18 protein-coding genes are annotated in these 19020 nt (G+C 69.6%); 10 read left to right on the forward strand and 8 right to left on the reverse strand.

All coding sequences use genetic code 11. The annotated features are described in order from the left end of the window. Nucleotides 1-64 precede the first annotated feature (64 nt). From mmuM to F1721_RS30075, 4 genes are all read right to left on the reverse strand, one after another. Entirely contained in the window at nt 65-961 is an 897-nt protein-coding gene (gene mmuM, locus F1721_RS30060; RefSeq protein WP_150070206.1) for a homocysteine S-methyltransferase, read from the reverse strand. Nucleotides 962-1454: 493 nt separating this feature from the next. After that, complete coding sequence (locus F1721_RS30065; protein WP_150070207.1) at nt 1455-2351, reverse strand: sugar ABC transporter permease; 897 nt, start codon at nt 2349-2351, stop codon at nt 1455-1457. Nucleotide 2352: 1 nt separating this feature from the next. Further along, a complete protein-coding gene (locus F1721_RS30070; protein ID WP_150070208.1) occupies nt 2353-3276 on the reverse strand; it encodes a carbohydrate ABC transporter permease in 924 nt (307 codons plus the stop codon). Nucleotides 3277-3283: 7 nt separating this feature from the next. After that, nucleotides 3284-4513, reverse strand: coding sequence for an extracellular solute-binding protein (locus tag F1721_RS30075; RefSeq protein WP_150070209.1), 1230 nt, complete (start codon nt 4511-4513; stop codon nt 3284-3286). Nucleotides 4514-4708: 195 nt separating this feature from the next. On the opposite strand from F1721_RS30075, the gene F1721_RS30080 reads away from it, so the two are divergent. The 3 genes from F1721_RS30080 (at nt 4709) to F1721_RS30090 (ending at nt 8302) form a co-directional block, all read left to right on the forward strand. Then, nucleotides 4709-5731 (forward strand): LacI family DNA-binding transcriptional regulator, encoded by a 1023-nt coding sequence (locus tag F1721_RS30080; protein WP_150070210.1) that lies wholly within the window; start codon nt 4709-4711, stop codon nt 5729-5731. An 86-nt stretch (nt 5732-5817) separates the two neighbouring features. Continuing rightward, on the forward strand, nt 5818-7395 hold the full coding sequence (locus F1721_RS30085) for a glycoside hydrolase family 13 protein (RefSeq protein ID WP_150070211.1): 1578 nt from the start codon (nt 5818-5820) through the stop codon (nt 7393-7395). A 61-nt stretch (nt 7396-7456) separates the two neighbouring features. After that, complete coding sequence (locus F1721_RS30090; protein ID WP_150070212.1) at nt 7457-8302, forward strand: M23 family metallopeptidase; 846 nt, start codon at nt 7457-7459, stop codon at nt 8300-8302. A gap of 74 nt (nt 8303-8376) precedes the next feature. Here F1721_RS30090 and asnB read toward each other — a convergent pair whose 3' ends face one another. After that, on the reverse strand, nt 8377-10305 hold the full coding sequence (gene asnB, locus F1721_RS30095) for an asparagine synthase (glutamine-hydrolyzing) (protein WP_150070213.1): 1929 nt from the start codon (nt 10303-10305) through the stop codon (nt 8377-8379). A 350-nt stretch (nt 10306-10655) separates the two neighbouring features. Between asnB and ctaC the strand changes: the two genes are divergently transcribed. The 3 genes from ctaC (at nt 10656) to F1721_RS30110 (ending at nt 12437) form a co-directional block, all read left to right on the forward strand. Beyond that, the gene (gene ctaC, locus F1721_RS30100; RefSeq protein ID WP_150070214.1) at nt 10656-11612 is read left to right on the forward strand and encodes an aa3-type cytochrome oxidase subunit II; all 957 of its coding nucleotides are present in this window, start codon (nt 10656-10658) and stop codon (nt 11610-11612) included. Between the two features lie 42 nt (nt 11613-11654). After that, the gene (locus F1721_RS30105; protein ID WP_150070215.1) at nt 11655-12053 is read left to right on the forward strand and encodes a cytochrome c oxidase subunit 4; all 399 of its coding nucleotides are present in this window, start codon (nt 11655-11657) and stop codon (nt 12051-12053) included. 99 nt (nt 12054-12152) lie between these two features. After that, a complete protein-coding gene (locus F1721_RS30110) occupies nt 12153-12437 on the forward strand; it encodes an Lrp/AsnC family transcriptional regulator (RefSeq protein WP_150070216.1) in 285 nt (94 codons plus the stop codon). A 42-nt stretch (nt 12438-12479) separates the two neighbouring features. Here the strand turns inward: F1721_RS30110 and trpD are convergent, their stop codons facing one another. From trpD to F1721_RS30125, 3 genes are all read right to left on the reverse strand, one after another. Further along, nucleotides 12480-13526: an anthranilate phosphoribosyltransferase gene (gene trpD / locus F1721_RS30115; RefSeq protein ID WP_195141629.1), complete on the reverse strand. Its 1047-nt coding sequence runs from the start codon at nt 13524-13526 to the stop codon at nt 12480-12482. Between the two features lie 63 nt (nt 13527-13589). Then, nucleotides 13590-13997: a hypothetical protein gene (locus F1721_RS30120; protein ID WP_150070218.1), complete on the reverse strand. Its 408-nt coding sequence runs from the start codon at nt 13995-13997 to the stop codon at nt 13590-13592. 114 nt (nt 13998-14111) lie between these two features. Then, entirely contained in the window at nt 14112-14549 is a 438-nt protein-coding gene (locus tag F1721_RS30125) for a hypothetical protein (RefSeq protein WP_246155403.1), read from the reverse strand. 95 nt (nt 14550-14644) lie between these two features. On the opposite strand from F1721_RS30125, the gene ctaE reads away from it, so the two are divergent. The 4 genes from ctaE to qcrB all read left to right on the forward strand — a co-directional run bounded on the left by ctaE (nt 14645) and on the right by qcrB (nt 18936). Beyond that, nucleotides 14645-15256 (forward strand): aa3-type cytochrome oxidase subunit III, encoded by a 612-nt coding sequence (ctaE, locus tag F1721_RS30130; RefSeq protein ID WP_150070219.1) that lies wholly within the window; start codon nt 14645-14647, stop codon nt 15254-15256. A gap of 88 nt (nt 15257-15344) precedes the next feature. Further along, nucleotides 15345-16151, forward strand: a complete 807-nt coding sequence (qcrC, locus tag F1721_RS30135; protein WP_150070220.1) for a cytochrome bc1 complex diheme cytochrome c subunit — start codon at nt 15345-15347, stop codon at nt 16149-16151. Further along, a complete protein-coding gene (gene qcrA / locus F1721_RS30140; protein WP_150070221.1) occupies nt 16148-17269 on the forward strand; it encodes a cytochrome bc1 complex Rieske iron-sulfur subunit in 1122 nt (373 codons plus the stop codon). The genes qcrC and qcrA overlap by 4 nt, the downstream gene beginning before the upstream one ends. Continuing rightward, complete coding sequence (gene qcrB / locus F1721_RS30145) at nt 17266-18936, forward strand: cytochrome bc1 complex cytochrome b subunit (protein ID WP_150070222.1); 1671 nt, start codon at nt 17266-17268, stop codon at nt 18934-18936. The genes qcrA and qcrB overlap by 4 nt, the downstream gene beginning before the upstream one ends. Nucleotides 18937-19020 lie beyond the last annotated feature (84 nt).

The raw sequence follows: 19020 nt of genomic DNA on the forward strand, positions 1-19020 counted from the left end.
AAGAACTTTCCGGTGAACTGCCCGGTAAAAGTGCCCCAGGATCGGCGGTTCGGCCCAACCGGGTTCAGCCCGCCGGATCAATCAGCGCTTCGGTCACCGCCGAGATGTCCTCCGGGCCCACCCGGCAGCAGCCGCCGATCACCCGGGCACCGGCCGCCCGCCAACTGCGCGCGAGGTCGGGGGACAGGTGCGCCCGGCCGGTCCAGGTGCGCTGCTGCGCGTCCCAGCCCTCGCCGCTGTTCGGGTAGACGACGACCGGCTTCTCCGTTGTGGCGCGGGCGATCTCGATCGCGGGCAGCACGTCCTCGGGGGCCGAGCAGTTGACGCCGACCGCGATGATCCCGGCGCTGTCGGCCACCGCGAACGCCTCCGCCAGCGGCTGCCCGGCGCGGGTGCGGTCGCCGTCGACGGTGTAGGACAGCCAGGCCGGGACGTCCAGCCCGTCGAGCGCCTCCACCAGCGCCTCGGCCTCGTCGACGTCCGGGACGGTCTCCAGCGCGAAGACGTCCGGACCGGACTCGGCCAGCACCTCCAGCCGCGGGCGGTGGAAGTCGCGCAGCTCCTGCTTGGTGCGGCCGTAGCGGCCGCGGTACTCCGAGCCGTCGGCGAGCACCGCGCCGTACGGGCCGATCGACGCCGCCACCCACCGGTGCCGACCCGGTTCGACGTCCCCGGCCAGCCGGGCCAGCTCCACGCTGCGCCGCATCAGCTTGGCGGCGTCGTTGCGCTCGATGCCGTGCGCCGCGAAGCCCTCGAAGCTCGCCTGGTAGCTGGCCGTCGTGGCGATCTCGGCCCCGGCGCGGAAGAACGCCGCGTGGGCGGCCACGATCTCCTCCGGTGAATCGGCCAGCAGCCTGGCCGACCACAGCGAGTCGGAGAGGTCGTGCCCGCGCGCCTCCAGCTCGGTGGCCAGACCACCGTCGAGGATCGTGGTCGCACCGCCGAGCGTGAACGCGTTCATACCGCCAGCGTAGTCGCCTGCCGGGAGATCACAGTTTCAATGAGGTTTTTCCAACCTCGTTCTGCGTGGCGGTGCCGGTGGCGGAACCTCAGCGCCCGCCTGGACTTCGGGTGCCCTGGCTGGTGTATGACCCGATACACGGCGTCAGGGCCGTCCTCGCCGGAAGGAACCCCGGAGGGGTGGGCACCGTGAACCCGCGGCGGTGCAAGCTGCGAGGGTGGGCTATGCGCCTGCGGCGCATGCGACACCTGCCGAACGGTGCCGGTCGCCCTTCGCAGCTGCGGTCCACGGACAGGATGAAAAAGGCTCAATTGAAACCGCACCTCCCCTCCACGCCGGATCGCAGTTTCAATTGAAACTGCGCCTCCGCCGGGCGCGGACGGTCGGCGGTGACGGTGTGCCGGGGGACGACACGCCGGAGGGGTGTCGGGGATCTCCGCGATTTCAATGGAATTCAGACCTCCGATTTCCATTGAAATCGCGGAGCACCGGGTCAGGACTTGACGCTGCCCGCGGTCAGGCCGCCGACCAGGAAGCGCTGGACCAGGTAGAACACGATCACCGCGGGGATCGCCACCAGGACCGACGCGGCGGCCAGGTGGCCCCACTCCGCCCGGTTCTGCTGGACGAACACCTGCAGCCCGACCGCCAGGGTCTTCGACCGGTCCTCGGCGGACAGGAACGCCGAGGCGAAGGCCACCTCGCTCCAGGCCACGATGAACGAGTAGAACGCCGTCACCGCCAGGCCCGGCCTGGCCAGCGGCAGCACCAGGCGCCAGAACACGCCGAACGGCGAGAGCCCGTCCACCCGGCCCGCCTCGTCGATCTCGCCGGGGATCCCGTCGAAGTAGCCCTTCAGCATGTAGGTGCAGAACGGGATCGCGGTGCTGCAGTACACCAGCACCAGGCCGAGCGCGCTGCCCTGCAGGCCCAGCGTCAGCAGGATGTTGTACAGCGGCACGATCAGCACCGCGAACGGGAACATCTGCACCACCAGGAAGGACAGCAGCAGCCACCCCCGACCGGGGAAGCGGAACCGGCTGAGCGAGTAGGCGGTGGTGGCCGCCAGCAGCACCCCGAGCACCGTGGTCAGCGCCGCGATCAGCACCGAGTTGCCGAACCAGCTCAGGAACGCGCCCTTGGTCCCGGAGAGCACGTTCCAGTAGTTGTCCAGAGTGGAATCGGCGAACAGCGCCGGGGTGCGGTCGATGGCCTTGGCGTCCGGCTTGAACGAGATCACCAGCACCCAGAACACCGGGAACACCGCGATCAGCGACGCCACCGCCAGGGCGGCGTGCAGGCCGATGCTGGCCGCGGTGGACCGCTGACGCCTCGTCCTCGGCCGGGCCGCCGCGGTGGTGGCGCGCAGCGAGGCCGCGTCGATGGTCATCTCAGAGCACCTCCCCCTGCCGGCGCATCACCCGGCGGTAGATCGTGGCGAAGACCAGAAGGACCGACAGGATCAGCACGCCGTAGGTCGAGGCGATGGCGTAGTCCCGGGTCGCGCCGGAGAAGAACCGCTCGAAGGCGTAGGTGACCAGGATCCGGGTGTGCGGGTTGTTCTCGGTGATCAGGTAGATCACCGGGAACATGTTGAAGGTCCAGATCACCCCGAGCAGCACCACCGAGCTCGACACCGACCGCAGCCCCGGCAGCGTCACGTGCACGAACCGCTGCCACGGCGAAGCCCCGTCGATCTCGGCGGCCTCGTGCAGGTCGGCGGGGATAGACTGCAGGCCGCCCAGCAGCGCCACCATCATGAACGGCACGCCCAGCCAGACGTTGACGACGATCACCGACACCAGCGCCAGGTCGGACTGGCCCAGCCACACCTGCGCGGGCAGTCCCACCGCCTCCAGCGCCCAGTTGATCAGCCCGTACTCGGCGTTGAACAGGTACCGCCAGGCGAAGGCGCTGATGAACACCGGCACCGCCCACGGCAGGATCAGCAGCACCCGGTACAGCCCGCGGAACCGCAGCTGCCGGTTGAGCAGCATCGCCAGCGCCAGGCCGATCGCGTAGTGGAAGAACACGCACGCACCGGTCCAGATGACGGTGCGCACCAGGGTCGCCCAGAACGAGCCGTACGCCGGGTCGCCGGACAGCACGTTGAGGTAGTTGGCCAGCCCGACGAACTCGTAGCTCGCCTCGCGGTCCAGCACCGGGTTGGCGATGTTGGTGTCGTTGATGTCGGTGAACCCGAAGAACAGCCCCTGCAGCAGGGGGAGCACCACGAGCAGCGCGAGCACCGCCACGACCGGCAGGACCATCGCGTAGGCGAACCAGTGCCGCGCGAGCAGATTCCGCAATCGCATGTCGGCCTCAGCGCAGCGCGTAGCCGGGGACGACGGAGGTCTGGTAGGTCCGCGCGAGCTCGTCCAGCGCGGCCCCGGTCTCCTTGCGCCCGGACAGGATCTCGGCGTAGGCGGTCTGCAGCGGCTCCAGCAGCTCGGCGTTCTCCGGGATCCACGGCCGGGCGTGGGTGTCGGCGGCCAGCGGCCGGAACGCCGCGACCACGGGGTTCTGCGCGACGGCCGGGTCGTCGTAGGCGGACTTGCGGGTCGGCAGCAGCCCGAGCCGCGCGGCGATCTTGGCCTGGTTCTCGGCGCTGCTCATGCACTGCACGAACTTGATCGAGGCGTCGGTGGCGTCGCTGCCCTGCCGGATCACGTAGTCGTGGCCGCCGACCGGCGACGTGCCCGCCCCGGGCACCGGGGCGATGCCGAGGTTCGCCGGGTCGGCGAACCGCTCGGACTGCAGGTACTCCGCGACCGCCCACGGCCCGTCCACGACCATCGCCACGTCGCCGGAGGTGAACGCGGCCTTCATCGTGGTGTAGGAGTTCGGCTGGTCGAGCGCGGTGCGGGCGGCCCCGGCGTCGAGCAGGTCCTTTGCCACCTGCACGCCGCGCACCGACTCGGGCGAGTTGACCGCGATGGTCCGGGATTCGGTGTCCAGCAGGTCGCCGCCGTGCGAGTAGAGGAACGGCAGCGCGTAGTACTCGTCGTTGTTGATGAACAGCGCCCGGTCGCCGCCGAGCTTCGGCGCGATCGTCCGGAGCTCGTCCCAGGTCTTCGGCGGTTCGACCCCGGCCTGCGCCAGCTGCGCCTTGTCGTAGAACAGCGCGAGCGCGTCGGTGACCTGCGGGACGGCGTAGGTCTTGCCCTCGTGCTTGGTGGATTCCAGCGGTGCGGGCAGGAAGTCGGCGGTGTCGGCGGCCAGCGGGGTGCCCGACAGGTCCTGGATCAGCCCGGCCTGCGCGAGCTGGGCGACCCAGCCGACGTCGGCGCGCAGCACGTCCGGGCCCTGGCCGCCCTGCGCCGCGGTCTTGTAGTTGTTCAGGGCCTGGTCGAAGGAGACCGCTTCGACGCGCACCTGGTAGCCGCCGGTGCGCCCGCAGTCGGTCGCGATCTCGCGGAACACCCCGCTCTCCGCCGAGCCGCTGGTGTCCCAGTAGACGACCTCGCCGGGGTTGCCGCTGCTGCCACCGCACCCGGCGGCGAGCACGCCGACCAGGCCCAGGGCGGCGCCGACCGTGGCCTTGGGTCTCATGTCCGGACCTCCTGCTTGCAAAAATTTGCGAACACTTGGCGTTAAATTGCATACCCAGGATGTGATGCAAGTCAAGGACGTCAGCGATAATTGGACATCAGATCGACATGTTTCGGGTCGAGATGTTTGCAAAATATTTCGATCATGTGCAGGATTGCGGCAAGCAGATGGTTCCGGCGCGACAGGAGCGGAGCAGTGGCGGGTCTGGCCGATATCGCCGAGGCGGCGGGGGTGAGCGTGTCCACGGTGAGCCGGGTGCTCAACCGCAAGGCGGGCATCAAGGAGGAGACCCGGCAACGAGTCCTCGAAGTCCTCAACCAGATGCCGCACACCGCGCGCGGCACCGGCGCGCTGCGCCGCACCGGGGTCATCGGGCTGCTGGTGCCGGAGCTGTCCAACCCGGTGTTCCCGGCCTTCGCCGAAGCGCTGGAGAGCCGCGCCTCGCTGGCGGGCTACTCGTCGCTGCTGTGCAACACCCGGGCGGCGATGACCGAGAAGGACTACGTCCGGATGCTGGTCGCGCGCGGGGTCGAGGGCATGATCTTCGTGTCGCCGGAGATCGCCAACCCGGACAACGACGAGCGCCGCAGCCGGGGCTACTACGAGAAGCTGCGCGCCGAAGGTGTCCGGATGGTGTTCGTCAACGGCAGCGCGCCGAGCCTGGACGTCCCGGACATCACCGTCGACGAGCACCTGGCCGGGCACACCGCCGCGCGGCACCTGCTGGAGCTGGGCCACCGCCGCATCGGCTTCGTCAGCGGCCCGGCCCGCGCCCTGCCGTCCCGGATGAAGCGGGCGGGCTGGGCGGCGGCGCTGGAGGAGGCCGGGCTGGAACCGAGCCCGGACCTGGTCGCGCACGCGCCGTTCGGCGCGGAAGGCGGTGCGCAGGCCATGGGCGAGCTGCTCGACGGCCCGAAGCCCACGGCGGTGCTGTGCTCGTCGGACGTCATGGCGCTCGGCGCGATGCGGGAGGCCAAGCGGCGCGGGCTCGCCACCCCGGAGGACATCTCGGTGGTCGGCTTCGACGACATCCCGCTGGCCGCCTACTGCCAGCCCGCGCTCACCACGCTCGCCCAGCCGATCCGCGACATGGCCGCCGCGGCGGTCGACGAGCTGGCCCGACAGCTCGACCCCGACGAGCCGGTGCGGGCGTCCACGAACTTCAGCCGGATGTTCCGGCCGAACCTGATCGTCCGCGAATCCACCCGACAGCTGTGACCCGACCTCGTGCGCACTTTTCGGTGCTATAGCACCGAAAAACGCGCACGGGCCCGCAACCGTGCCGCGACCCGCAAGGAGCAAGGATGTCGAATTGGTGGCGTGACGCCGTCGTCTACCAGGTCTACGTGCGCAGCTTCGCCGACGGCGACGGCGATGGCATCGGCGACCTGGCCGGGATCCGGGACCGGCTGCCGCACCTGGTCTCCCTCGGCGCGGACGCCGTGTGGCTGACCCCGTTCTACCCGTCGCCGATGGCCGACGGCGGCTACGACGTGGCCGACTACTGCGGCGTGGACCCGACCTTCGGCTCGCTGGCCGACTTCGACGCGCTGCTCGCCCGGGCCCACGAGCTGGGCCTGCGGGTGCTCGTCGACATCGTGCCCAACCACACCTCCGACGAGCACCCGTGGTTCGTCGAGGCGCTGGCGGCCGCACCGGGCGAGCCCGCCCGCGAGCGGTACCTGTTCCGCGACGGCCGGGGCGAGCGCGGCGAACTGCCGCCCAACGACTGGGAGTCGATCTTCGGCGGCCCGGCCTGGACCCGGCTCCCCGACGGCCAGTGGTACCTGCACCTGTTCGACCCGCGGCAACCCGACCTGAACTGGCGGAACCCGCTGGTGCGCGCGGACTTCCGCAAGGTGCTGAAGTTCTGGCTGGACCGCGGCGTGGACGGGTTCCGCATCGACGTCGCGCACGGCATGATCAAGCACCCGGACCTGCCCGACACCGGTCTGGACGAGCAGATCTCCCTGCTGGGGCGCGGCGAGCTGCCCTACTTCGACCAGGACGAGGTGCACGAGATCTACCGCGACTGGCGGCAGCTCTTCGACTCCTACCGCGGTGAGCGTATCGGCGTGGCCGAGGCGTGGGCGTCGACCAGCGAGCGGCTGGCCCGCTACGTGCGCCCCGACGAGCTGCACCAGGCGTTCAACTTCGCGCTGCTGGAAGCGCCCTGGTCGGCCGCGGAGTTCCGGAAGGTGGTGGCGGAATCGCTGGCCACCACGGCCGAGGTCGGCGCGACCACCACCTGGGTGCTCGGCAACCACGACGTCCAGCGCCCGGTGACCCGCTACGGCGGCGGCGAGCTCGGCGAGCGGCGAGCCCGCGCGGCGGCGCTGTTCAGCTTCGCGCTGCCCGGTTCGGTCTACGTCTACCAGGGCGAGGAGCTCGGCCTGCCGGAGGTGCTGGACCTGCCCGACGAAGTGCGCCAGGACCCGATCTGGAAGCGCTCCGGCGGCACCGACCCGGGCCGCGACGGCTGCCGGGTGCCGATGCCGTGGTCCGGCGACCGACCGCCGTTCGGCTTCAGCGCGGGGGAGAGCTGGCTGCCCGCGCCGGAGGAGTGGGCGACCGCGACCGTCGCCGCGCAGGAGAGCACCCCGAGCTCGGTGCTGCGCACCTACCGCGATGCCTTGGCGCTGCGGCGGGAGCACCCGGCGCTCGGCGACGGTGAGCTGGAGTGGGTCGACGCGCCCGAAGACGTGCTGGTCTTCCGCCGCGGCTCGGACTTCCTGTGCGCCACCAACTTCGGCACCGAGGATGTCGCCCTGGACCTGCCCGGCCGCCTGCTCTGCCGCAGCGACGCCGCGACCAGCTGGGACGGCGTGCTGCCCGGGGCGACCGCGGTGTGGTTGGGGAAGATTCACGAAGAATCCGCCTAACAGGTCTGTTCTTCCCGGTTCCGGCGTGGTCGCATGAATCCCCTTGTACTGGAGGTGGTTCATGTTGCGACGATTAGGCACGGGCGTGGCAGCACTCGCGCTCGCCGCGCTCGGCGTGGTCGGACTCGGGCAGGCACCCGCGTCCGCCGCGCCGAACTTCCAGGTCCCGTTCGAGTGCGGCGTCACCGTGACGGCCGCGACGTTCAGCGGCCACAACCCGGCGAACTCGGTGGACTTCCAGAAGTCCGGCATCACCGGCATGCCGGTGCTCGCCTCGGCGGCGGGCACCGTCACCCGGGTGGCCAACGAGGGCGACACCAGCTACGGCCGCTGGATCGAGCTGGACCACGGCAGCGGCTGGCGCACCCGCTACGCCCACCTGTCCACGCAGAACGTCTCGGTGGGGCAGAAGGTGTCCCTCGGCGCGAAGATCGGCACCGCGGGCGCCACCGGCGGCGTGACCGGCCCGCACCTGCACTACGAGCAGATCCAGAACGGCACCGCGGTCAGGGCCACGCTCAACGGCGTTGCCGTGCCGTACTACGGCAAGACGCCGTTCACCAGCAAGAACAACTGCGGCGGCAACCCGTACACGCCGACCGAGGTGTGCGGCGCGGGCTACAGCGTGATCAACTCGAAGGCGCTGTCCGGCGCGGGCACCGTCTACCTGCTCTACAACGCCTCGAACCAGAACAACTGCGTGGTGACGCTCAAGTCGACCTCGCTGGGCAAGGCGTCCCCGACGTCGGCCTTCCTGGAGGTCCAGGGCAAGCAGCGGACGACCGACGCGGGTGACTTCACCTACTACGCGGGCCCGGTCCGCCAAGCGGCCGGTTCCACCTGCGTGAAGTGGGGCGGCTCGGTCGGCGCGAACTCCTACGAGAGCCCCTTCGAGCACTGCGGCTGACCCCCAGAGGTCGTGAGTGCGAAAACCGCCTCCAACCGGCTTTCGCACTCACGACCACCACGCGGGGAGAGCCGTCAGAGGCGCACCGGGTAGTGCGGCTCCGGGACCTCGGGGGACAGGCGCCCCTCGATGAAGATGCCGTGCCAGAGCATGAACACCAGCAGCGCCCACAGGCGGCGGCTGTGGTCCAGCACGCCGGAGCGGTGCTCCTCCAGCAGCTGCAGGACCGCCGTGCGGTTGAGCAGGTGGTCGGTCTGCGACTGCTGGATGATGTTGCGCGCCCAGTCGTGCATCTCGTCGCGCAGCCAGTGCTTGATCGGCACCGGGAAGCCCAGCTTGCGGCGGTTGAGCACGTGCGCCGGGACCACCTGGTACATCGCCTGGCGCAGCGCGTACTTCGTGGTCTCCTTGGTGATCTTCTGCTCCAGCGGGACCGTGCTGGCCACCCGGAAGACCTCCGGGTCCAGGAACGGCACGCGCAGCTCCAGCGAGTTGGCCATGGTCATCTTGTCGGCCTTGACCAGGATGTCGCCGCGCAGCCAGGTGAACAGGTCCACGTGCTGCATCCGGGTCACCGGGTCCCAGCCCGCCGACTGCCGGTACGGGCCCGCGGTGATGTCCCGGTGCGACACGCCGGGGTCGAAGCTGCGCATCACGTTGCGCAGCTGGTCGTCCCGGAAGATCCGCGCGTTGCCGTAGTAGCGGTCCTCCAGGCTCAGCGCGCCGCGGCGCAGCAGGTCCTTGCCGCGCACGCCCTCCGGGATCGCGGTGGAGACCTTGCCCATCGCCTTGCGCAGCGCGCCCGGCACCTTCTCGAACGGCGCCAGCGACAGCGGCTCGCGGTAGATGGTGTAGCCGCCGAACAGCTCGTCGGCGCCCTCGCCGGAGAGCACCACCTTGACGTGCTGGCGCGCCTCGCGGGCGATGAACCACAGCGGCACCAGCGCCGGGTCGGCCACCGGGTCGTCCAGGTACCAGACGATCAGCGGCAGCGCCTCCATCATCTCCTCGGCGGAGACGGTGCGGACCACGTGCTTGACCCCGATCGCCGCGGCCGACTCGGCGGCCACGTCCACCTCCGAGTAGCCCTGCCGCTCGAAACCGGTGGTGAAGGTGATCAGGTTCGGGTTGTGCTCCTTGGCCAGCGCCGCGATCGCGGTGGAGTCGATGCCGCCGGACAGGAACGCCCCGACCGTGACGTCGGCGCGCATGTGCTTGGCCACCGAGTCGCGCATCACGTCGACGATCTCGTTGTGCAGCCGCCGCGCGTCGGCGTCGGTGTTGACCGGCCGGGAGTGGAAGTTCGGCTGGAAATACCGCTCGGTGACCAGCTGGCCGCCGGGCGACACGGTGAACGAGGTGCCCGACTCGATGCGGCGGATCTGCCGGTGCAGCGTTTCCGGCTCCGGCACGTACTGCAGCTGCAGGTAGTGCTGCATCGCCTTGTGGTCCAGCTCCTCGGCGATGCGCAGCGTGCTGGCCAGGCTCAGCAGGCTCTTCTTCTCGCTGGAGAAGGCGGTGCCGCCCGGGCCGGAGGCGTAGAACAGCGGCTTGATGCCGAACGGGTCGCGGGCGCCGAAGACCACCTTGCGCTCGTTGTCCCAGATCAGGAACGCGAACATGCCGCGCAGCCGCCCGACCATGGAGGTGCCGAGGTAGTGGTAGGCGGCGACGATCACCTCGGTGTCGCCGTCGGTGCTGAACCGGGCGCCGAACCGCTCGATCAGCTCGGCCCGCAGCTCCAGGTAGTTGTAGATCTCACCGTTGAAGTTGATGGTGTAGCGCCGCGGGGTTTCCGGCGGGCCCCAGGTCAACGGCTGGTGCGAGTGCTCCAGGTCGATGATCGACAGCCGGTTGAAGCCGAAGACGACCTCACCGCCGTGCCAGGTGTCGCTCTCGTCCGGTCCCCGGTGTCGCTGGCACGGCAGCGCGTTGGCCACCGCGTTCACCGCGAATCCGGCGTTCTCTTCCGTGGGACAGATCAGTCCAAGCAGGCCGCACACGCGTCTGGTGCACCTCTTCGAGTCGGCGGTGTCGTCACTGGAGCCTCCCCCCCGAAGGCTGGCCCCAGTATGCCGTCCGCCCGCCCGCGCGCTGCACGCGCGGGTGAGGACGGGCCGGTTCGCGCCGCGATCTCCGGTGCGCACGGGGCTGCCGGAGGGGCTCCGCGGTTTCGCTGGGTGACCGGTCGTGCGAACGAGCAAGACGATCGACGCCCCCGAAGCAGTATCGCGGCTACACCTGGGCTAGGCTCTGCGCAGGATTCCGGCGGCAGATCCGGAGGTCCGGCTTCCGGGTCGGACGCGGATCACCCGGCCGCACCGGTGAGTTTTGCACGAGGAGGCGTCGCGCAGTGGGCCTGAAGGAGGGGACCCGAGTGCCACGGCTGGTCAAAGTCGCTGGGCTGATCGGCCTGGTTGGTGTCGCGGCCACGGGTTGCACGACCGATGAGGTCCTGCGGTTCGGCTGGCCGGAGGGTGTCACCCCGCAGGCCGAGTCGATGCGGACCCTGTGGACCTGGTCGGTCATCGCGGCACTCGCGGTGGGTGTGATCGTGTGGGGGCTGATCTTCTGGTCGGTCGCCTTCCACCGCAAGAAGAAGGGTGACGAGGAGCTGCCCCGGCAGTTCCAGTACAACCTGCCGCTGGAGATGATCTACACCGCCATCCCGTTCGTGCTGGTGGTCGTGCTGTTCTACTTCACGGCGGTCACGCAGAACTACGTGCTGGCCAAGCCCGCGAACCCGGACCAGAAGGTCAACGTGGTCGCGTTCCAGTGGAACTGGGAGTTCAACTACCCCGAGTACAAGACGCCGGACGGCCAGCCGGTGCGCACCGTCGGCAGCAGCAGCGAGATCCCGCTGCTGGTCCTGCCGACCGGGGAGCGCATCGAGTACAGCCTGAGCGCCACCGACGTCATCCACTCGTTCTTCGTCCCGGAGTTCCACTTCAAGCGGGACACCTTCCCGCACCCGGACAAGAACAACCAGGACAACGTCTTCCAGAACACCATCGAGCGGGAGGGTTCGTTCGTCGGCCGCTGCGCCGAGCTGTGCGGCACCTACCACGCGATGATGAACTTCGAGGTCCGGGCGCTGTCGCCGGACAAGTTCGACCGGTACATGCAGCTGCGCACGCAGGTCAACCCGGCGACCACCCAGCCGTACACGGCGGCGGAGGCGCTGACCCAGCTCGGCAAGGAGCGGCAGGACTGCGGCGAGCTGTGCGAGCCGTACGCGGTGACCGGCGTTCCGTTCAACACCGAACGCACCGGCGGAGCACCCTCCGGTCAGCAGGTCGGGACCAAGTAGCGGTGCCCTCGACAGGGCGTACGGCGTGAGAGCGAGGACTCCATGAAGATCGAATCCCGGATCTTCAACATCATCACCGTTTTCTTCTTCCTGTCCGCGATCGTGTACGGGGTCTGGGCCAAGGAGCCGGTGGGCACCGTGGCGCTGATCCTGGTCGGCGGCCTCTCGCTGATCATCGGCAGCTACTTCTCGTTCGTGGCCCGCCGGATCGAGGAGCGGCCGGAGGACAACCCGGACGCGGAGATCAGCGACGGTGCCGGTGAGCTGGGCTTCTTCAGCCCCGGCAGCTACTGGCCGGTCGGCGTGGCGGCGGCCGCCGCCTTCGCCGGTGTCGCCCTGGCGTTCTTCCACGTGTGGATGATCGTCCTGGCGGTCGGCTTCATGCTGATCATGGTCGCCGGGCTGGTGTTCGAGTACCACACCGGCCCGGGCCACCACTGACGGAGAAGTTCTGCGAAGCAGGCCCCCGAGTCCGCCGGACTCGGGGGCCTGCTTCGGTCTAGCATCGGTTCTCGCACCCAGCTGCAGGAGGTTTTCCCCGTGATCACCGCGATCGTGCTGATCCAGACCGCCGCCGACCGCCTCGCCGAAGCGGCCCAGGAGATCGCCGACCTGGACGGGGTCGACGAGGTCTACTCCTGCGCCGGTGACGTGGACCTGATCGCGATGCTGCGGGTCCGCAAGCACGAGGACCTGGCCGACATCGTCCCGGGGCGCATCAACAAGGTGGCCGGGGTCCTGGACACCGACACCCACATCGCCTTCCGCTCCTACTCCCGCCGGGACGAGGAAGCGGCCTTCTCCATCGGCCTGGAAGAGGAGTGATCCCCCGGCGGCGACGGGGCAGCGCCTCGTCGCCGCAGCGTGTCAGGCCAGGTCGGCCTTGATGGCGGTGGACCGCGCCGCCCAGCGGCTCAGGAGCTCGGCCGCGGCGCCGGAGTCGATCGCGTCGCCGACCCGGGTCAGCGCGGCGCTGAGCTGGCCGCTGAGGTCCTCTCCCGGGCCCTCGAAGGCGACCATCGCGCCCGCCGCGTTGAGCAGCACAGCGTCGCGCACCGGGCCCTTCGTGCCCGCCAGGAGGTCGTGGACCGCCTTCGCGTTCACCACCGCGTCGCCACCCTGCAGGTCTTCCGGGCGGGCGTAGGCGACGCCGAAGTCCTGCGGGTCGATCCGCTCCTCGCGGACCATCCCGTCGTTGACCACCCAGACCGTGCTCGGCGTCGTGGTGGTGATCTCGTCCATGCCGTCGTCGCCGCGCACCACCAGCGCGGAGTTGCCGCGGGCCGCGAACACCTCGGCCACCACGGGCGCCATCCGGCGGTCCGCGCAGCCGATCAGACCGGCCACCGGGCGCGCCGGGTTGGTCAGCGGGCCCAGCAGGTTGAACGCGGTGGGGATGCCGATCTCGCGGCGCGGGCCACCGGCGTGCTTGAACCCGGGGTGGAACACCGGCGCGAAGCAGAACCCGATGCCGACCTCGTCGACGCAGCGCCGCACCCCCTCCGGCGGCAGGTCGATGGCCACGCCCAGCTCCTCCAGCACGTCGGCCGTGCCGCACTTGGAGGAGGCCGCCCGGTTGCCGTGCTTGACCACGGTGATGCCGGAGGCGGCGAGCACGATCGACGCCATGGTGGAGATGTTCACGCTGCCGGTGCGGTCGCCGCCGGTGCCGACGATGTCCACCGCGCGCTGCGCGATGTCCAGCCGGCGGGCGTGCGCGAGCATGGCGTCGGCCATGCCGCGGATCTCGGTCGGGGTCTCGCCCTTGGCGCGCAGCGCGACGACGAACGCGGCGACCCGCGCCGGGGTCGCCTCCCCGGCCATGATCAGGTCCATCGCCCAGGCGGTGTCCTCCGCGGAGAGGTCCTCACCCGCGACCAGGGTGCCCAGCAGCCCAGCCCAGCTTCCCGCCATGGTTCCCACGCTTCTTCTCCGTGCTTCGTCCTCCGGGGCCGCGCGGCCGCCGGGAGTCGAGTATCAGGCCGGGACCGGCTTGCCGCTGGTGCGCAGCACCTCGGCGACCGTCTCGGCGGCGGCCAGCGGGTCGAGGGGGTGCACCAGCACCGCGTCCGCCTGCGACCAGGTGGCCAGCCACCGGTCGTCCTTGCGGCGCACCGCGATCACCACCGGCGGGCAGTTCTCGATCTCGTTCTTCAGCTGCCGGGACACGCCCATGCCGCCGGTGGGCTGCGCCTCGCCGTCCAGGATCACCAGGTCCGCCTGGCCCGCGTCGACCTCGCTGAGCACGTCGGCGACGGTGCCGACCTCGACGTAGTGCAGCCGACCCAGGTCCGGGGCCGGGCGCCGACCGATCGCTGTGATGATCGCCTCCCGCACCTCGGGGCGGTGGCTGAACACGAGAACGTTGGTGGTCGGTGCGCTCATCGACGGCTCCTCAGTGTCTGCGGGACGCCCCGGCGGTGGGCCTGGCGAGGTCGCGAACTCCCCCGGATGCTATCGGCCGGACCGGGACGAACAGTAGTCGCCCGGCGAAATCGATCAGCTCGGCGCGCCGGGGCCGGGCTGCAGCGCGTCCCAGCCGTAGACCTGGCCGCCGTGCCGCTGGGCCAGCCCGGCCATCCGCGAGCTCTCCTGTGAGCAATGCAACGCATCCAGTTGTTGGACACGCAGCGCGATCACCGCGGTCAGCTCGGCGTCCCCGCCGGAGGCGCCGCGGCCGCCGGGGCGCAGTTCCCAGCCGTCGGCCGCCAGCAGGCCGCGAGCCGCCTCGACCGAGTGATCGGGCAGGGCGAGGTGGTGACGCAGCACCGCAGGTCGATCGGGCTGCCACTCATCTGCTCGGGCTAGTGCCGCCGAGGCCGCCTCGGTCTCGTCGTAGGCGATCACCACGACCCGCAGCTCCGGATCATCGGCGCTGATCACGGGCTTGCGGCGGGCCCGGCGGGCGGCCAACCGGGCGGACCAGCGGGCGCGGATGCCTTTCACGGTGCGTCACCTCCGGGTTGCGATCCGATCACCCCTCGGCCGACCTGATGGACCCGAAGGCGCGAGCGGAAAAGCTGCAAGACATAATGCGTCGCGTGACAACGGCAGCGCCCTCAATCAGTCAACGCGTGCACTCGCTGAACCGACCGAACATGGTCAGCGTAGGCACCATCGTTTGGTTGGCCAGCGAGCTGATGTTCTTCGCTGGGCTCTTCGCCATGTTCTTCACGGTGAAGGCGCAGAACGAGGGCCCGTGGCCGCCACCGCCCAGCGAGCTGAACCTCGCTTACGCCCTCCCGTTCACCGTCATCCTGGTGTTGTCCTCGTTCACCTGCCAGTGGGGTGTGTTCGCGGCTGAGCGGGGCGACGTGTTCGGCCTCCGCCGGTGGTACGTGATCACGCTGATCATGGGCACGATCTTCGTGCTCGGTCAGGCCGGTGAGTACTACACGTTGGTCACCGAGCACGCCACCACGATCGCGTCGTCGGCCTACGGCACCGTCTTCTACATGACGACCGGCTTCCACGGGCTGCACGTCATCGGCGGTCTGATCGCCTTCGTCTTCCTGATCATCCGGACGAAGCTGAGCAAGTTCACGCCAGCGCAGGCCATCGCAGCCATCGTGGTGTCGTACTACTGGCACTTCGTGGACATCGTGTGGATCGGCCTGTTCGCCGTGATCTACCTCGTCCCGTGATGGCCGGGAGCCGAGTCTTCCCGATCGGCTTCTTCGAACGAGGACGAAACCGAACACCCCGAACCGGACAGCAAGGGTTGCCGCACTCATGACCACCAACAAGAAACGGAACCGCGCGGGCTCGAAGCTCAAGCGGCGGATCTCCGGTGTACTTGCGCTGGGCATCGCGCTGGTGGGTGCCGGTGGGCTGTACACCGTCGTGACTCCCGAGCCGCAGACCGCGCAGGCCGCTGCGGAGCCGGCTCTGGTGAGGCAGGGCGAGCAGCTCTACAACAACGCCTGCATCAGCTGCCACGGCACCAACCTGCAGGGCGTCCAGGACCGCGGACCGAGCCTGGTCGGCGTCGGCGAGGCCGCCGTGCACTTCCAGGTCTCCACCGGCCGGATGCCGATGGTGCGGCAGGAGGCGCAGGCGATGCGCAAGCCGCCGAAGTTCACCCCGGAGGAGATCGACGCGCTGGGCGCGTACGTGCAGACCTACGGCGGCGGACCGGAGTCGCCGAAGCAGGCCGGTGAGGCGCTGCGGGGCGAGAACCCGGCGCGCGGCGCTGAGCTGTTCCGGCTCAACTGCGCGTCCTGCCACAACTTCACCGGACGCGGCATCGCGATGTCCTCCGGCAAGTTCGCGCCGAACCTGCACGACTCGACCGAGCAGGACATCTACGAGGCGATGCTCACCGGGCCGCAGAACATGCCGAAGTTCTCGGACCGGCAGCTCACCCCGGAGGAGAAGAAGGACATCATCGCCTACGTCAAGTCCGTGTCGAACGGGAACAACAACCCCGGCGGCAACGACCTGGGTGGTTATGGTCCGGGACCGGAAGGCGTCATCGCCTGGGTGGTGGGCATCGGCGCGCTGATCGGCCTCACCCTGTGGATCGGAGCCAGGGCATGAGTGAGCAGAACAAGGAATACACAGAGGCCGAACTGGCTGAGATGAGCCGCGACGAGAAGATGCGGCTCGGCCTGGCCCTCGACGACGTCGAGCTCGTCGAGTACCAGGAGCAGTGGCCCGTCAAGGGCACCCGCGCGGAGCGCCGCGCGGAGCGGAACGTCGCGGGCTGGTTCGTGCTGTCCGGCCTGTCGGCGCTCGCGTTCATCGCGGTCTTCGTCTTCTGGCCGTGGGACTACGTGCCGCCGTCGGACGAGCGCGGGTACTTCATCTACTCGCTGTACAACCCGCTGGTCGGCTTCTTCTTCGGCCTGGCGATCCTGGCCGTGGGCATCGGCGTGGTGCAGTACCAGAAGAAGTTCATCCCGCACGAGGTCGCCGTCCAGCAGCGCCACGACGGGCACGGCTCGGACGAGGTCGACCGCCAGACGGCCACGGCCATCCTGGCCGACGCCGGTGAGAAGAGCGGCATCGCCCGCCGGTCGATGATCAAGCGCACCGCCGGGTTCGGCGTCGGCGCCTTCGGCCTCGGCGCCGGCGTGATGGCGATCGGCGGTCTGGTCCGCAACCCCTGGGCGACCACCGGTCCGGAGTCGCTGCAGCACACCGGCTGGCTGTCGGAGACCGGCGAGAAGACCTACCTGCGCCGCGACACCGGCAACAAGCACGAGGTCTCGCTGCTGCGCCCGGAGGACATCGACGCAGGCGGCTTCGAGACGGTCTACCCGTTCCGCGAGTCCATGCGCGGCACCGAGGAGCTGGAGACCTCGCTGCGCAAGGGCGACGCGCCGGTCATGCTGATCCGGCTGCGGCCGGGCAGCAAGCCGGTCAAGCGCAAGGGGCAGGAGGACTTCAACTACGGCGACTACTACGCCTACTCGAAGATCTGCACCCACGTCGGCTGCCCGACCTCGCTGTTCGAGCAGCAGACCGGGCGCCTGCTCTGCCCGTGCCACCAGTCGCAGTTCGACGTGGTCAACACCTACGCCAAGCCGGTCTTCGGTCCGGCGACGCGGGCGCTGCCGCAGCTGCCGATCACGGTGGACGAGGACGGCTACTTCGTGGCCAAGGGCGACTTCATCGAACCGGTGGGTCCGGCGTACTGGGAGCGTAACGCATGAGCTCGATCACCCAACCGACGAAATCGGAGAGCGCCGCGTACCGCAAGATCGCCACGGCTGCTGACGAGCTCGACTCGCGGTACCACCTGGCCAAGGGCATGCGGCGGCAGCTGAACAAGGTCTTCCCCACGCACTGGTCGTTCCTGCTCGGGGAGATCTGCCTCTACACGTTCATCATCCTGATCGTCACGGGCGTCTACCTGACCTTGTTCTTCGACCCCTCCATGGAGGAGGTCGTCTACGACGGCGTGTACCAGAACATGCAGGGCATCCCGATGTCCCGCGCGTTCGAGAGCACGCTGAACATCTCGTTCGAGGTGCGCGGCGGTCTGTTCATCCGGCAGCTGCACCACTGGGCGGCGCTGATCTTCGTCGCCGCGATGATGCTGCACATGTTCCGGGTGTTCTTCACCGGTGCGTTCCGCCGCCCGCGCGAGGCCAACTGGACCATCGGCGCGCTGCTGCTGATGCTGGGCATGTTCGAGGGCTTCTTCGGCTACTCGCTGCCGGACGACGTGCTGTCCGGTACCGGTATCCGCGCCACCATGTCGGGCATCGTGCTGTCGATCCCGGTGATCGGCACCTGGCTGCACTGGGCCCTGTTCGGCGGCGAGTACCCGGGCCACGAGATCATCCCGCGGCTGTACACGCTGCACGTGCTGATCATCCCGGGCATCATGCTCGGCCTGGTCGCGGCGCACCTGGCGCTGGTCTGGTACCAGAAGCACACCCAGTTCCCGGGCGTGCGGCGCACCGAGGGCAACGTCGTCGGCGTCCGCATCATGCCGGTCTTCGCGCTCAAGGGCGGTGCGTTCTTCGCGCTGGTCACCGGCGTCTGCGCGATCATGGCGGGTGTCTTCCAGATCAACGCGATCTGGCACATCGGTCCGTACAACGCCTCGCAGGTCTCGGCGGCCTCGCAGCCCGACTGGTACCTGATGTGGGCGGACGGCATCCTGCGCGTCTGGCCTGCCTGGGAGCTCTACCTCGGGCCGTACACAGTGCCGCCGGTGTTCTTCGCGGGCATCATCGGCATGGGCGTCCTGTTCACCACGCTGTTCGCGTACCCGATGATCGAGCGCAAGCTCACCAAGGACAACGCGCACCACAACCTGCTGCAGCGGCCGCGGGACACCCCGGTCCGCACCGGTCTGGGCGTGATGGCGCTGACGTTCTTCGGGGTGCTGTTCATCTCGGGCGCCAACGACATCGTGGCGTTCCAGTTCAACATCTCGCTGAACCTGATGACCTGGGCCGGCCGCATCGGTCTGCTGGTGCTGCCGCCGATCGCCTACTACATCACCTACCGGATCTGCCTGGGCTTGCAGCACAGCGACCGCGAGGTGCTGGAGCACGGCGTGGAGACCGGCATCATCAAGCGCCTGCCGCACGGTGAGTTCATCGAGGTCCACCAGCCGCTCGGCCCGGTGGACGACCACGGTCACCCGGAGCCGCTGCCCTACCAGGGTGCTCCGGTGCCGAAGAAGATGAACAAGCTCGGCGCGGCCGGCAGCCCGGTCGAGGGCAGCCTGCTCCGCCCGGACCCGGTGGAGGAGACCACCGCTCTGGAGCGGGCGCGGCACGAGGCCGCCGAGCGCGACGCGGCGGCCGAGGCGGCCGCCGAGCGGGAGCTCACGGCGGGCAAGCCGCAGCAGCCCACCGAGTGAGGCATTGAGCCGCTGTCACCGAACGAGGCCCGGTACCCGATGAGGGTGCCGGGCCTCTTCGCTGCGCGGATGTCGGCGGCTCCG

It is taken from the genome of Saccharopolyspora hirsuta (assembly GCF_008630535.1).
Taxonomy (GTDB): Bacteria; Actinomycetota; Actinomycetes; order Mycobacteriales; family Pseudonocardiaceae; genus Saccharopolyspora; species Saccharopolyspora hirsuta.